Here is a 15,172-nt window from a genome sequence, read left to right on the forward strand (position 1 = left end):
ATGACCAAGGCAATAGCAGTGAGTAAAACACTCGCCATTGCCGAGAATCCGTGGCAGCAGTTGCAGGGTAATCGAACAGCGACACGCCCTGCTCTGCGTTACGGTGGATCGCCAGGAAAGGTCGCTTCAGGGTTTTTCGATACTGACTTCACTGGCTTTGATAGCAGCGAAAACTTCGTCACCCTCTTTGAGTTTAAGACGGAGGAGGTCGCCTTACCACCGCAAATCAATACCACATCACTTTGCTTAAACGCCCTTAAAAGGCGTACTGCAACATCAAACGATCATCAATAAAGGTTCCGTGATAGTTCGCATAGGGATTGCTATGATCTACAGCCAGACGGTTACGCAGAGATAATCCCTTCCAGAATCCTCCCGGGGTATAGGTCACATCCAGATAGTTGGCGTCTACGTTCGGCAGGTAGGGATGGGTACAATACATGCTGTAGGAATACTTGATCCGCAATTGCCGTAGGGGATGGATCAAAAAGCCAAACTTCCAGGCATGTCCCGCCGCAGAAGATGAGACCAGCCCATAATCCATGATGCTGGTGTACAGTGGATCGGCACTGTACTGTTGGGTATAGGGAGAAACAAATCCGCCGTTATACAAAGTCCGGCCACCCATGGAAAACGGACTGCGACCGGGAATATCATCATAAGCCGCAAAAACCTGGCCCAAAGGCGTTTGCAGACCTACCATGCCACCAAACACGGTCGCGTTGACGGGACCCGCGTATTGCGCGCCGTCCGCCCATTCCCGCGCATACTGAAAGTCGGCGAAGGGCTTCAAGCCATAGGGCAAGCCGGACACTCCATAATGGACAGTACCGTAAAACAGATTCGCCAAATCATAAAACTTGTAGAACCAGGCGCTGGATTTCAAGCCCTGCCAATGCGCCTTCACCCCGAAAGCCAGTGTGCCATCCATATGATCCGGCATGTCGGGATAAATGGGATTTTGATTCAGCAGGGTTTCTCGGTAGTAATTTTCCTGTATCCGGTTTTTGAAGCGAAACTCGCGAATCCCGATCAGTTGCAGGTTGTGAATAGTATTGGCCTGCACGGTGACCGCCTGGAAGGTGCTTGGAATCATGAAAGCATCCGACGGATTCATCCAGGGGGTATGTAGCAATAGGTCTCCGGCTTTCACTTTCAACCAGCGATCCTGATACTGCAAATAGGCTTGTCCCAGCACATTCAGACTGTCTTTTTCCCCCATCAAGAGCGCATCCAGATGGGTATAACCGGGAGCATTCAGATCATTGGCACCCAGACTATTGGCCGTATAAAAAGCCACACCGGCGCTCAAGCCATAGAGCGGCGCCGTTTGCACTTTCAACATGCCGCCCAGTGAATAGGCATACTTATTGGGTAATGGGCTGCCGCCATAAAGCTGATTGAAGTAGTAGGAACGGATATTCCCGGTGACCTTGCCGGCTTCCAGAAACTGTTGAATCGTCTGGTAATGCTCCGCATGGGGCATAGTATCGGCCTGGGCCACTAGAGGTCCCATGAGCAAAGCGCCTACAGCAGCAGCGATCATTGGATATTTCATGATTGATATCTCCTTTTATTACGACAAAGTTCTGAATGATTTTTTCAGATCCTTCTAATCCCTCATTTCACTGAGGTCGTTTTCCGTCAGAAGCGGCGTACTTTGGATAGCACAGGCTTCCGGCAATCCTGTTTCGGCGGAAAGGCAGGGCGCACGAAACAGGCGCCCACTCCACATGCCCTTAAAGCTGCGTTGGGTCACAATGACCCAGAAAAAGGCCAAAGCAATGGTGAACAGCGCTCCCAAGGGTAAAAACACGCTCCAGTTGGTCTCCCTGGCGAGCAGGTAGGTGGCTGCGTTAAAGACGCCCAGGGGAAAGGTAAAACCCCACCAGCCCATATTGAAAGGCAGACCTTCGCCCAGATAACGCAGGGTAAAAAATACCGCCATCAGCATCCACCACAGCCCGAATCCCCAGAGAATCAGGGCGACAAAGAGGCCTGCCATGAAACCAAAATCACCCATTCCCGCAAGGGTCGTTCCCGCAAAGACTTTCTGATCGGCCAAACCCAGAGTAATCATCGCCATGGCACCGGTTCCCAAGGGTCCCAAAGGCAGCCAGGCGGACACCGCCATGTCCTGATGGGGGAGCTTGTGCAGGGTCAGGCGTAAAAGCAGGATAGCTAGAATCCCCATGGCCAGCAGCACCGAAACGGCCCAGAGCAGATAACTCACATAAATGACGGTGCTTCCCAACGCGGGGGACAAATGCTGCGCCAATAACCCGCCACTGGCCGCTGCGACTTCCGGGGGAACAATGGGCAACAGCCAGGCAGCCGTCATTTTTTCAACGCTGTGTTCCTGGGCGGTAAACATGAAGTACGGCACCAGGAGCACCGAAAACAGCGCCAAAGCCACATCCACCCACCACATGACATTGGTGATTTGCAGGGACAACGCCGTGACCGGCCAGATAATCAGCATGCCATTGACGATGGTGGCGAAACCCATGGGGATGGCACCAATGAAAAGGGACTGCACCGGATGATGAAAGAGGCGGCGAAAGCTGGCGGGATAAAACGCCGCCCGCCCAAGAAACAGCAGGGCAAACAGTGCGAAAAATAATACGTTAATGGTCCATAAACCCTGTGCAAAGATTTTCTGACCCCAGTCGCCATAAGGAAACTCGGCGATCATGAGCGCCAAAATGCCCGTACCCATATTGGCGGCGAACCAGTTGGGTGTGAAATGACGGATGATTTCCCTGGGATCATTTCCTGGAACTTCAGCAAGGATTTTCATGACGATTTTTCCGATGCAATGAATTTGTAGCTAGCTTGCACCTGGACAGGATATTCATCTAATGCTAATTTTTCATAGTTATAATAATCACAGGTAATTTCTAAAATACTGGAGCCCTTTTATGCTGCATCAGCGTATTGATCCTGTTTTGTTGCTGGTCTGGGCCCAGGCGGCGCGCCATGGCAATCTCCATGCGGCGGCAGAAAGTCTGTTCATGACCCAGCCCGCAGTCTCTCACCGTCTCAAAAACCTCCAGGAAATTGTCGGAGAACCGCTCTATCAGCGAAATCGCCACGGTATCACCCCTACGGCCATGGGGATGGCGCTGTTACGCATTGCCGAACAAATCGAAAATGCCCTGGAAGACGCCCGCCATCTCTGTCAGGACACCGAAAAAATGCTGCGTGGCTCGCTATCCATTCTCGCCAGCCACAGCAATGCGGAAACCCTGCTACCTCAAGCCATTGCCCGGTTCCAGCAACAATATCCAGGGGTGTCTCTGCGCCTCATAGCCACCAACAGCCGCGCCGCCAGGGCCATGCGCGATCAGGCTGATCTGGTTTTTGTAGAAGATGATCTGGCCTCGCCTGCACAGAGCGAGTGGGTTCAGGAAACCCTCCGGGAAACCACTATTGTCCTGCTGGCACCGGAAAACCCGCACTGGCTGCAGATGGCGCAAAAACCATTACCTTTGCAGGAATTGGGGTCCACCGCACTGGTATGGAGAGAAGAAGGGTCAGGCATTCGCGAGCATGCTCTGCAAGCCCTCAAAGATGCCGGAATTTATCCGGAAATCCGTTATGAGTTGAGTGGTCTCGCGGCTATTCGTGATGCTGTACGTTGCGGTTTGGGGGTAAGTTTTGTTTCAGCACTGAATGACAGTGGTGGGCAGCGTCCGGGGCTGATCACCCTGAATACGGAACCGCAAATTCGTCATCGCCTCTCGGTGCTATATCGCAAGGAAGCCAGCCACAGCAGCAGAGCTTTTCTGGAGTTGCTGCGCCAGCCTTCTGTTTAACTAGCGACTTATTTGACTTTTCCACAGTGGGCACTGAGGTAAGTGCCCTGCATTTGCATATCAGTCACTGTTTCGTAATGAGCCTCGCTATGCACAATAGCAGTAATGACCCAGTGCGAATTCAGATGACGGGCGCTGGTCTGAAACCAACCTACCTGGGTCATGGAGGCCCCCGGTGCCTGACAGTGAAAAGTCCATTGGGTTTTGCCATCGGGCAAAACTTTATGACTGCCGGTACAGCGATCACTTCCCGCAGGCAGAAAAACGGATTCCGGTTTTTGATGGGCTTTCACACAAATTTGCATACTGCGTTCCATGGGCGTACTGACTGGCGGCGAAGAGACTTTCGTTGTACCAGAAACATGCATCATCCAGAGCCCCGGCTGCATGGGCGCATCGGCAGCCAAGGCAGAAACGGAACTGGCTCCAGCCAGTAATAAAATGGCGATTCCTAAACGGCGCATAAGGCTTCCCTTGATAATATCTGCAGACTCAAAAAATTTTCTGGACGGCCAGAAATGTAACACAAATATGCGTGGCTACGATATTAAAAACACCTCTGCGTAACAGCCTTTACCTAATGAGAAATGACCTTTAAGGTGCGCTGGTCAGGATGGTCGGGATGCTGCACCAGCCAGTGGTGACTGACTTCAAAAGCTCCCCAGAAACACAGGGCGATAATTATCAGGGCCAACCACTGCTTCATTCTCCGTCTCCTAGAAAATATGCATCAATGCGTGAATAAAACTCCGGGTTTCCGCACTGATCTTGGGTTTGGGCTTGGGTGGCAGGTAACCGGACAAAAAATATCCCATGGGATACTGATGCCCTGGATCGCCCTGAGGCGCAAGGTCACCCGTTTTGGGGTTATAACGTGCCGTCACAACATCCGGTGGTTGGAAGAAACCCACATCCGGATACTGCGTCAGCGCCGTATGCATATAGCGAATCCAGATAGGCAAGGCTTCGCGAGCCCCCGCCGCCCAGGTCCCCATGGACTGATTATTGTCATAGCCCACCCAAACGGATGTCGTAATATCGGGATTAAAGCCATTGAACCAGGCATTATCCTCATGATTGGTGGTACCGGTTTTCCCGGCGAGATCATGACGGTGCAAGATCTGCGCGGCGACCCCTGTACCGACCCGGATAACCCGCTCCATCATTCGCGTCATCAGAAAAGCCACCCCCGGCGGAATGACCGTCTGTTTGGGTGGCGGACGATACCCCAGGGGACAATCCATCAGTGAAACCGTGGTGCCGTGCGCAGTGACAATTTTCCGAATCAAATAGGGATGCGGCAGAAAACCGCCGCTGGAAAACACGGCATAGCCGCGCGCGATTTGCAGGGGGGTAAAGTCTCCGGACCCCAATACCATGGATGGGGAAGCGGGTATCTGTTTTGCCGGAATACCAAAACGCTCCACATAGCGCTTGGCGTAAGGAATGCCGACATGCATCAACAGGCGAACACTCGGCACATTATGAGAGTCCGCCAGATCTTCCCAAACAGGAAAGGGAATATTCGAAAAAGTCCGACTGTAGTTGGTCGGCGCATAAACCTGTCCGTTACCGAGATGAATCACCAGCGGCGTGTCGGCAATGAGGGAAACCGGGGTAAGATAATGTTTGCGCCCGCTGGCCAGATAGGTCGGCGCGTCCATGGCCGAAGAATACACAAAAGGTTTGAACCCCGATCCCGGCTGCCGGAAGGCGTATAGAGCCCGGTCAAAATGGCTGAGTTCATAGCTAAAGCCCCCCGATAAAGCCAGGATGGCCCCTGAGCGGCTGGCAAGCGACACCAGGGCACCCTGCACATGGGGAATCTGCGCCAACTGCCAACCACTGTGAGGAATATTGTGCCAAACCTTGGTGCCCCAGACCGGATTGCCTGTTCCTGAAGTGGCGGCGACCACATAACGCCGCAGCCAGATCAAATCACCGGGTTGCAGCACCTGATTGACGGCGGTGGGGGGATTACCCTTGGGAGCAGACCGTGCCCAGGCGACGTCGCGCAAGCTCAGATGTACCAGATGACGGCCTTCGAAGGAAACCGTCGCCATTTCCGGCGTAGATTTGACTACGACTCCCCAGTGCAAATTGGCCGGATTATGGTTGGGTAACTGGCTGGGCCGCTGTCCCTGTAGCGCGGCTTCCATGGCTGCCGTCGATAACTGGGCAATTGGACCATGCCAGGCCTTGGGGTCCATGCTGTCCAGACCCATCCCGTAGTTTTCCAGACCCACGGCAATATCCCGATCAGCAGCACGCTGGTCAGTGGGGTTGATGCTGGTGTAAACCCGCAGACCGGTGCGGTAGGTAAAATCAGCCCCAAAATGTTTTTCCAGCCAGTTACGAATCCAGTCGGTGGCATAGGGAGCTATGTTGCTGGCCGGAGCGTGATAACGGGCTTTGATGGGTTCTGCCAGAGCCGCTTCTTCCTGTGCCTTGGTGATATATCCGTAATGCGCCATATGCCGCAATACATAATCGCGACGGGTTTTTGCCGAAGCGGGTGAGGCAATCGGATTGAAATCCGAGGGTGCCGCCGGCAGGCCCGCCAGGGTCGCCATCTCGCCAACAGTCAGCTGATTGACGGTTTTGCCGTAGTAAGTTTTCGCCGCTGCCTGTACCCCGTAGGCCCCCTCGCCCAGATAAATCTTGTTGAGGTACAAATCCAGAATTTGCGGACGATGCAGACGCGCGCCCAGTTTATAAGCCAGCAGAATTTCCGCGACCTTACGGGTAATGGTTTTTTTGGGGGTCAAATAAAAGTTGCGGGCCACCTGTTCGGTGATGGTGCTGGCCCCCTGCACGGGAGCCATATGCACCAGATCCACAAATGCCGCGCGGATAATGCCCGGAAAGCTGACCGGATAATAAATCGGATTATGACTATAGAATTTTGAATTTTCGGCAGAAATAAAAGCATCTTGCAGCGTCTTGGGAATTTGCTTCAGAGGCAGGGCATAGCGCAGTTGCGGCCCGACCACCTGCAGCAGGTGGTCATTGTCCGCATAAATACGTAACGGCTCCTGAGGGTGCCAGTTTTCGAGTTGCACGACGGGTGGTAATTCCTGCCATATCCGCCAGGTCCAAACCCCGATCCCCACCACAATATTCAGGGCAACCAGCAGGAGCACGACAAGCGTCCAGAACACCCAGCGGCGCCGGGAAGAAATTCCACGCGCAGCCAAAATCAGCCCCAGATCCGAAGGGCTATAAAGCAGGTGCTCTTGTTACCAGTCATAACCATGACTCGCCCTCGTGAATCAGGCGGGTAAACCAGCCCGCCGGCTTCACCGCACTTCGGGTTTGAACAGGAACCGTTTTCAGGACATGACCGTGCCAGGAAATTTGCAGGGTACCAATTTCAGCCCCCGCTGCGAGAGGGGTCTTCAGGTTGGGAGTCGGTACGAAGCGGGTTTGCAACCGGGTTTTCTGCTGCTTGGGTTCGGAAACCACGACCGGTCCTGCCGTCACCCCCTGCACTGTTGCCGGGCTCCAGTCGCCGTTATGGATTTGGGCAACGGTTGCCCCCGCCTTGTAGAGAGACACATTCTGCCAACCGTTCCAGCCATAGTGGAGCAAGGCGCTGGCATCACTGCCCGCAGCACTGCGCGAAGGCGCACCCAAAACCACGGCCACCAATGTACGACCATTCCGAGTTGCGCTGACCGCCAGATTCCAGCTGTTTTTACCCGCCAAACCCACTCCCAGGCCATTCACACCATTCTGCCCGGCCAAGGGATTATAGTTGTACTGGGTGATGTGGTTATAGGTATAGGAAACCTTACCGGCAACCTGCATCACTTGCGGATAACTTTGAATCAAACGCGCTGACAAGCGGGCAAGATCCAGCGCGGTGCTGGTTTGTCCCGGCTGTGGAAGACCATCTGGATTGGTGAAATGGGTGTGCTGCAATCCCATGGCCGCTGCGTCATGGTTCATCAAATCCACAAAACCACCAACACTGCCGGCCACCGTCTCGGCAATGGCAATGGCGGCATCATTGCCGCCGTCAATCAGGAGTCCATGGGTGAGCTGCGTCATGGTCACTGGCATTCCCGGTTGAATAAACATGCGGGAACCCTGGGCATGCCAGGCGTCATTGGACACGTGCACATTTTCGCCGGGCTGGACCAAACCCTGCTTTTCCGCCTGATACATCAGGTAGGCGGTCATCAGCTTGACCAGGCCCGAAGGATTAACCGGCTTTTCATCATTTTCGGCCATCAGAATCTGACCACTGTTGATGTCCAGCAAAACGGCAGACTGAATCCCCGTCAATTGGGGCGCCGGCATGGGTGGTGGCGGCGGCAAAGTAGGCATGGGAGGTAGAGGCGGAACAGCCGCACAGGCGACGCTCCCCCAGGAAAATACGGCCGTAATGGCCAGAACAATGGGCAGTTTCATGTTGTTGGGCGGCTCTTCAATCCGGCTAATAATTCCTCATTGGAAAACCATAGCCGGGTAAAAGTTCCCGCCCCGTTGCACGGGACCCGGTCATTCCCGAAAAATCTAGTGGCCACGTCGCCGCAAATAGCGTTCCAGCAGGGTCGATGTGGACCCATCATGGGGATGTTGGGTTTTACCCTGCATATCAGAAACAATGCGCTGAGCCAGCACCTTACCCAATTCCACACCCCACTGATCAAAAGAGTCAATGCCCCAGATGATCCCCTGAGTGAATACGCTGTGTTCATACAAAGCAACCAGTGTACCCAGACTATACGGACTCAGGGCATCCACGAGAAGCACACTACTCGGACGGTTTCCGGCAAACGTGCGGAAGGGAACTTGCGCTTCGGAAATACCCTCAGCACGCAATTCCTCCGCCGTTTTGCCAAAAGCCAAAGCCTCTGCCTGGGCAATCAGATTCGCCATCAACAATTCATGCGGTTCTGCTGAAGCACTGAGGGGATGACAAAAACCAATGAAATCGCAGGGAATCAATCGCGTACCCTGATGAATCAGCTGATAAAAAGAATGTTGTCCATCGGTTCCCGGCTCGCCCCAGATAATGGGACCACTATCTACGGACAGCAGTTGCCCGGCTTCATCGACACTTTTACCATTACTTTCCATTTGTAGCTGCTGTAAATAGGCCGGAAAACGCGCCAGATCATAAGCATAGGGTAAAATAGCCTGGGTTTGCGCTCCCCAGAAATTGTTGTACCAGATGGACATAAGGCCCAGTAACACCGGCAGATTCTGTTCCAGCGGCGCATTCCGGAAATGCGTATCCATGGCATGAAAACCGGCGAGCATTTCCTGAAAATGCTGCACCCCCACGCCGAGCATGGTGGACAAGCCAATAGCCGAATCCATGGAATAGCGGCCCCCCACCCAGTCCCAGAAGCCGAACATATGTTCAGTATCCATACCAAAGGCCTTGACGGCTTCCGCATTGGTGGAAACCGCCACAAAATGCCGGGAAACTGCGTCTTCGCCCAAAGCAGAGGTAATCCAGTGCCGGGCGGCATGGGCATTGGTCATGGTTTCCAGCGTGGTAAACGTCTTGGATGAAATAATGAACAGAGTTTCTGCAGGATCCAGATGCGCCGTCACATCGCTGAGCGTCGCGCCATCCACGTTAGCCACAAAATGCAGATGAACATCGGGATGCCGGTAGGCACGCAGGGCTTTCCAGGCCATTTCCGGGCCCAGGTAAGAACCGCCAATGCCAATATTCACAATCTGCCGAATCGGCTGGCCAGTGGCCCCCCGCCAGGACTGTTCATGAATGGCCCGGGTAAAACGGGCCATATGCTCCAGCACCTGATGCACTTCAGGGACAACGTCCACCCCCCCGGTGCGCATGATCGTACCCCTGGGTGCCCGCAAAGCAGCATGAAATGCGGCCCTACCCTCGGTATGGTTGATTTTTTCCCCGGCAAACATGGCGTCTCGGCGCGCTTCCAGATCACGACTGCGGGCAAGATCAAAAAGCAGATTCAAGGTTTCCCGACGCAGCAAATGTTTGGAGTAATCCAGATAAATCCCGCAGGCTTCTGCCGAAAAATGCCCGGCGCGATGAGGGTCTTCCCGAAAAAGTTGACGCAGGGTGACATCTTCCCAGCTCTTGCGGTGTGCCTGTAAATGTTGCCATGCGGGTGAAGCGGTCAGAGGGGCTGCAGACATGAGGCGACTCCTTGGTCAAAGCAAACAGGATAAACCGATCGAATATATCCGCTTAAAGATTAGGTCATGCCAGTAATTTCCCGCAATAATAATTTAAGCAGGTATTTTTATACCGGGTTATTTTATAGCACTCGGTTCATTTAAACCACCCAGTTATGGTTGTTATGCACACAATGGTCATCCGCTATATTACAAGACGCTGATAAAGCTGGTGTTCATAGATACCTGAAGCATGGCACGTCATTTGCTCATGATGAACCAGTAGTCAGCAATAGCATAAAAAGCTAAGGGAGTATCATCATGATTATCGAAAATTCATTACCGGTGCTTTTGAGCCGTCTGGATTTTGCCTGGATCACCTCCATGCACATTCTCTGGACGCCGATGACCATCGGCATGTCCTGGCTGCTCTTTTTCATGGAGCTTGCCTGGCTGAAAAGCGGTGACGAGCGTTGGTACAAGCTTAATCGTTTTTTTGAAAAAATCTTCATCATCAATTTTGGCGCAGGGGTCGCTACCGGCGTCACCATGGAAATGGCCTTTGGTATTCTTTATGGCCCGTTCTCTCAGGCCGTCGGACCCTTCTTCGGCAATATCCTTGGCTTCGAAACCATCACTGCCTTCATGTATGAAGCTGGCTTCATCGGCCTGATGGTGTTTGGCTGGGGTAAAATCAGCAAGGGCATGCATTTGTTTGCCACTTTCAACGTCGGCATTTCTTCCAGCTTGTCTGCTATGTGGATTCTGGTAGCCAACTCATGGATGCAGACACCGGATGGCGTTGTACTGAAAGATGGATTGTTCCAGGTGACCAACTGGTGGCACGCCATTATCAATGACAACTTCGTCTGGGGTTTTCCTCACATGTGGGTGGCCACTGTAGAGTTGGCGTTGTTTGTATTCGCATCGGTGAGTGCATGGTTCGTCCTCAAGAATCGTAATGCGGACCTCTTCATTAAACTTTTGAAACCTACTTTATTGGCTCTGTTGATTGTGGCTCCTCTGCAGATTTACATCGGGGACAGTGCCGGTAAAGACGTAGCGGATACCCAACCTACTTCCCTGGCGGCTATGGAGGGACATTTTCACACTTACCTGCCCGATGGCAAGCCAAATACCTCATGGAATCTTATTGCAATTCCTGATGTAGAAGCGGGTAAAAATCTGTTCTCCATTCAGATTCCACACGTTCTCAGCTTGCTGGAAACTCATACTTGGAATGGTGTTGTTAAGGGTATGGACCAATATCCGGTAAATGAGCGCCCTGATGTTTGGGTACCCTTCTATGCCTTCCGGGTGATGGTAGCCATTGGTTTCGCTTTGTTCTTCGTCGCTATTTGGGGTAACTGGTTGCGCATGCGGGGCAAAATGAATGCCTCTGAATTACGCAAACATCCGTGGTTCTTGCGTGCAGTGGTTTTCTCTGGATTCCTGCCTTTCCTCGCTATTTGGGGTGGTTGGTGGGTTCGGGAAATCGGTCGCCAGCCCTGGGTGGTATTCGGCATGATGCGGACTTACGAAGGGGTCAGCAACATGGGTGTTACTCAGGAAATCGTCTGGTTTGTCGGTTATATCATTTTTGAGCTGGTGGTCTGGTCCGGCGCTTGGTACTTCTTCACACGCGTCATCCAGAAGGGTGTCAATGACATTCCACACTCAGATACCTTGTTTCAGCATCACAGTGAAGATCATGATGCTGCGCAAGCGGGGGGCGGGCATGTTGCACCGACTTTCGCCCACAAGCCCATGATGCACTCGGATCGTTAACAGACCCGGATCAGAGGGAGGAATCTATTCCTCCCTCCTCAATTAATTAAGTCACCGGAGTAATGAGTATGGAACTTAGTTCAGATATTGTTCGTATCGTATCTGCCCTCTCCACCTGGTGGTGGATGATACTTGGGCTGATGTTTTTGCTGTATATCGCTTTGGACGGGGCTGATCTCGGCGCCGGTATTTTTGCCTTGTTCTCCAAGGACGAAGAAGAGCGTGGCGCCATCATGGCATCCATGGCGGGCTTCTGGGATGGCAACGAGACCTGGCTGGTAGTCGCTGGCGGTGTCTTGTTTGGTGCTTTCCCTCTGGTTTACGGGTCCGCCTTCAACTTCTTGATGATTCCCCTGATGTTGGCACTGTGGGGTATCATCTCCCGCGCTGTGGCTTTTGAATTTCACATTCATGCCCGCAGTAGCAAACGTTTGTGGGGCTGGGCTTTCGCCATCGGCAGCCTGGTCGCGCCATTTTTCGCTGGTGTCTCGCTAGGTGCCGTATTACAGGGTTTCCCCATGAAATCCGGCATTGCCATGAGTGGCATCGCTGATCGGGGTTTCACAACCCCCGTGATGCACTATGCGGGAGGGGCCATGGACTTCCTGACCCCATTCTCCATCTGGACGGGTTTTGGTGCGGTAATTGCCGCCGGTCTGGCGGGAGGATTGTTTCTCTGTGCCCGCTTTTTACCGGGCGACGTGATTCATGAACGCGCCAAGTCCTGGACCAACCTGTTCTCCTATCTGGCGTTAATAGCGATTGTTATCACCCTGGTTTGGTCTTATGCCATTTTCCCTTGGGCCGCTGCCAAGTGGACCGGTCCCAATTGGTGGATCTGGGCCATCTGGTTTGTCATCGTCCTGTTCTTCGCTTTCAAATCCATGACCAACCACTCCATGCAACATGATTTTATTGCCCTGCTTTGGGGCGAAGGGGTGGTAGTTCTACTCTGGGCGGCCATGTGGGCAACCATGTTTCCCTATATTGTCCCGGGTACATGGACTGTACAGGCGGCCTCCAACCCCGCCAATTCTATGGCGGTGTTTACCTTGTTCATGACCGGTTTTGTGCCGGTCATGATCATGTACAACTGGTATCAAATCTGGGTCTTCCGGGGTCGCTTCACTAAAAAAAGCGTCTACGGCGCCCACTGATAGTGGCTTGCTGAAAAACCGGTCGCTGCTTCGGCGCGGCCGGTTTTTTTGTAACCAAGCGCAACTTTTTCCGCTCTACAACAGTCTTAAAAGCTGCAGTTAAACGAAAAAATTTTAATTCAACAAGGTCAACCTCATGAAAGCACGCTCCTTGAGAACAGTCCCCATAAAATCAACGCAATTACTCGGACTCGCCGCCGAACTTCATCCCTCCACGCATTCCGTAAAAAATCCTGATCTGGATGATTTACTGAATGCTCTGGAGGAGCGCCACCAGTTCATCAACAGTCAATGGCAGGAAATCATGCAGCGCCTGCCTGAAGAAAGGCCCGATGCCATGATGGATCAGATGCTGCTGATGGATCATGAACTCACGCGCTACCAGCGCTATTTTGTCATGCTCAAGGAAACCCTGCGTCATTGCGCGCCCGATCTGTTGGACGCCTCCTGAAAATCATTGGTTGTTCACTTTGGTTTACCCCGATGCTGAGGGTATAATCGGGGATTGTCCCTTCCGGAACTTCTTTCCTTGATTGCAAACGCTTTGACCGGGCACTGTCCCGGCAGAAAATCGAGATGACTGCAGCGCAGCAGAATCTTCAGCGCGGCTTCAGGATCAAGGCCATCGCTCTTTTCTTCCTGGCGTTCCTCTTTTTTGCCTGGGGTACTGGCAACACCAGCCTCTGGGATATTGATGAACCCATTTACGCGCAAAGTCTGAAAGATCAGATTGCCGCCGACAACCTCGTCGTCCCGACTTATAATGACCGCTTGATGCCGGACAAGCCTGCCCTGAATTACTGGTTGATGTGGTCGGGAGTCCGTTTACTGGGTATGAATTCCTGGGGATTACGGATTGGCTCAGCCCTGGTCGGGGCGTTATTGGTTCTGTATTTGATTATCGCCCTGCGCCGCCTCTACGGGGAGTCCATCGCCCTGCTCAGTGGGTTACTGACTGCCACCGCACTGCACAGTACCATTATTTTTCGCAGTGCCACCCCCGATCCACTGCTGATATTATTGGTCACCATTGCGTTATTGAGTTATCTGCGTGGATATATTTATCCAGAAATTCGTACCCGCGAATTCCATTGGGCCTATGCCGCCATGGCCCTGGCCACCCTGGATAAAGGACCCGTCGGGTTTCTATTGCCGGGACTCATTATTGTCTTGTTTCTGTTATTGCGTCAGCAGTTACCCCTACTATGGAAAGAGGGGCGACTGACAACCGGCATTCCACTTTTTTTGATAATCATGCTGCCCTGGTATCTGGCGGTAGGTATTGAAACCCACTGGAATTGGGATCGCCTTTTTATTTTTGAGCAGAATATCGGGCGCTTTGATGACAGTATGCAAGGCCACCGGGGTCCCTGGTTTTATTATCTCATCAGTACTTTTCTGGGCATGCTGCCCTGGTCCATATTTTTACCGCAAGTGCTGCATGATCTTTGGCTGAAGCGACGCCACTTTTTGCAAAACCAGGCCATACCACTGTTTCTACTGATATGGGCAGGCACCTGGATCGCCTTTTTTACCCTCTCTGCGACCAAACTTCCCAATTATGTCTGGGAGGCCTATCCACCTTTATTTATCCTTCTTGCCTTCTGGTTTGAAAAAATCCGCGCCCAGTCCCGGTTACCGCAAACCCGGGGGTTGGCTCTATCCTTCGGAACATTGTTTCTGGTAGGGCTCGCGCTGAGCATTTTTGCTGCCTGGGTTTTACCCCTGCGCGAACCGCATCTTCCTGGAATGGTTGAAGTCGGGTTTCCCTACATGCTTGCAGCAGTTTTCGCCATGCTCCTGATTTGGAAAAAGCATTGGTCAGCCGCATGGGCTAGTCTGGGAGTGGGCAGTATTGTCCTCAGTGGTCTTCTGGTATTTGTCATTCTTCCACCGATCAATGCGCTCAAACCCTCCAGAGCAATGGGACAGGAAATTGCTGCCATTCAGGGCAAGCATCCTTATCATCTGGGCTCCTGGGACTGGTTTCAGCCGAGCTTCCTGTTTTATGCCGGGCGCGGAGACATGCCCATTCGTCATCTGTCGTCATTAACAGAACTACGGACTGTTCTGGGTGAAAACCCGCTTTATCTGGTTTGTCCCTCTCGCGATGTTTCTGCCGTAACGGCCGCTATTCCAAAGGGTTATCAAGCACAAAACCTCACAACCGCTTATGAAATATATAGTCACGAAAATATCAGCCTGTTACAAATCAAACACCTCCCGCACGCCAAGGGCACCCGGCCTGATCCCCTGCTGCCTGATCCTGTAAAAACAGAATAAAGC

13 protein-coding genes are annotated in these 15,172 nt (G+C 52.7%); 6 read left to right on the forward strand and 7 right to left on the reverse strand.

Going from position 1 to position 15,172, the window contains the following annotated elements; genetic code table 11:
• Positions 1-18 precede the first annotated feature (18 nt).
• The gene (locus GCD22_RS19060; RefSeq protein ID WP_176212074.1) at positions 19-294 is read left to right on the forward strand and encodes a hypothetical protein; all 276 of its coding nucleotides are present in this window, start codon (positions 19-21) and stop codon (positions 292-294) included.
• Here GCD22_RS19060 and GCD22_RS16450 read toward each other — a convergent pair.
• Both GCD22_RS16450 and GCD22_RS16455 read right to left on the reverse strand, forming a co-directional pair.
• Positions 257-1,558 (reverse strand): OprD family outer membrane porin, encoded by a 1,302-nt coding sequence (locus GCD22_RS16450; protein WP_153940867.1) that lies wholly within the window; start codon positions 1,556-1,558, stop codon positions 257-259. The two genes, GCD22_RS19060 and GCD22_RS16450, sit on opposite strands and share 38 nt — an antisense overlap.
• A gap of 54 nt (positions 1,559-1,612) precedes the next feature.
• Entirely contained in the window at positions 1,613-2,800 is a 1,188-nt protein-coding gene (locus tag GCD22_RS16455) for a TDT family transporter (protein ID WP_031575999.1), read from the reverse strand.
• Between the two features lie 121 nt (positions 2,801-2,921).
• On the opposite strand from GCD22_RS16455, the gene GCD22_RS16460 reads away from it, so the two are divergent.
• Entirely contained in the window at positions 2,922-3,818 is an 897-nt protein-coding gene (locus GCD22_RS16460) for a LysR substrate-binding domain-containing protein (protein ID WP_024893094.1), read from the forward strand.
• Positions 3,819-3,826: 8 nt separating this feature from the next.
• Here GCD22_RS16460 and GCD22_RS16465 read toward each other — a convergent pair whose 3' ends face one another.
• The 5 genes from GCD22_RS16465 to pgi form a co-directional block, all read right to left on the reverse strand.
• Entirely contained in the window at positions 3,827-4,282 is a 456-nt protein-coding gene (locus GCD22_RS16465) for a DUF3617 domain-containing protein (protein WP_010637556.1), read from the reverse strand.
• Positions 4,283-4,395: 113 nt separating this feature from the next.
• Entirely contained in the window at positions 4,396-4,524 is a 129-nt protein-coding gene (locus GCD22_RS18805) for a hypothetical protein (RefSeq protein ID WP_254892803.1), read from the reverse strand.
• Positions 4,525-4,534: 10 nt separating this feature from the next.
• Complete coding sequence (locus GCD22_RS16470; RefSeq protein WP_031575997.1) at positions 4,535-7,015, reverse strand: penicillin-binding protein 1A; 2,481 nt, start codon at positions 7,013-7,015, stop codon at positions 4,535-4,537.
• A gap of 49 nt (positions 7,016-7,064) precedes the next feature.
• Positions 7,065-8,234 (reverse strand): D-alanyl-D-alanine carboxypeptidase family protein, encoded by a 1,170-nt coding sequence (locus tag GCD22_RS16475; RefSeq protein WP_010637560.1) that lies wholly within the window; start codon positions 8,232-8,234, stop codon positions 7,065-7,067.
• A gap of 105 nt (positions 8,235-8,339) precedes the next feature.
• Positions 8,340-9,962 (reverse strand): glucose-6-phosphate isomerase, encoded by a 1,623-nt coding sequence (gene pgi, locus GCD22_RS16480; protein WP_031575995.1) that lies wholly within the window; start codon positions 9,960-9,962, stop codon positions 8,340-8,342.
• A gap of 300 nt (positions 9,963-10,262) precedes the next feature.
• On the opposite strand from pgi, the gene GCD22_RS16485 reads away from it, so the two are divergent.
• The 4 genes from GCD22_RS16485 to GCD22_RS16500 all read left to right on the forward strand — a co-directional run bounded on the left by GCD22_RS16485 (position 10,263) and on the right by GCD22_RS16500 (position 15,169).
• Positions 10,263-11,729, forward strand: coding sequence for a cytochrome ubiquinol oxidase subunit I (locus GCD22_RS16485; RefSeq protein ID WP_010637564.1), 1,467 nt, complete (start codon positions 10,263-10,265; stop codon positions 11,727-11,729).
• A gap of 68 nt (positions 11,730-11,797) precedes the next feature.
• Entirely contained in the window at positions 11,798-12,886 is a 1,089-nt protein-coding gene (gene cydB / locus GCD22_RS16490; protein ID WP_031575993.1) for a cytochrome d ubiquinol oxidase subunit II, read from the forward strand.
• Positions 12,887-13,022: 136 nt separating this feature from the next.
• Positions 13,023-13,337, forward strand: a complete 315-nt coding sequence (locus GCD22_RS16495) for a hypothetical protein (protein ID WP_031575991.1) — start codon at positions 13,023-13,025, stop codon at positions 13,335-13,337.
• Between the two features lie 125 nt (positions 13,338-13,462).
• Positions 13,463-15,169: an ArnT family glycosyltransferase gene (locus tag GCD22_RS16500; protein WP_031575988.1), complete on the forward strand. Its 1,707-nt coding sequence runs from the start codon at positions 13,463-13,465 to the stop codon at positions 15,167-15,169.
• Positions 15,170-15,172: the final 3 nt, after the last annotated feature.

Source organism: Acidithiobacillus thiooxidans ATCC 19377, from assembly GCF_009662475.1.
In the GTDB taxonomy this organism is placed as follows: Bacteria; Pseudomonadota; Gammaproteobacteria; order Acidithiobacillales; family Acidithiobacillaceae; genus Acidithiobacillus; species Acidithiobacillus thiooxidans.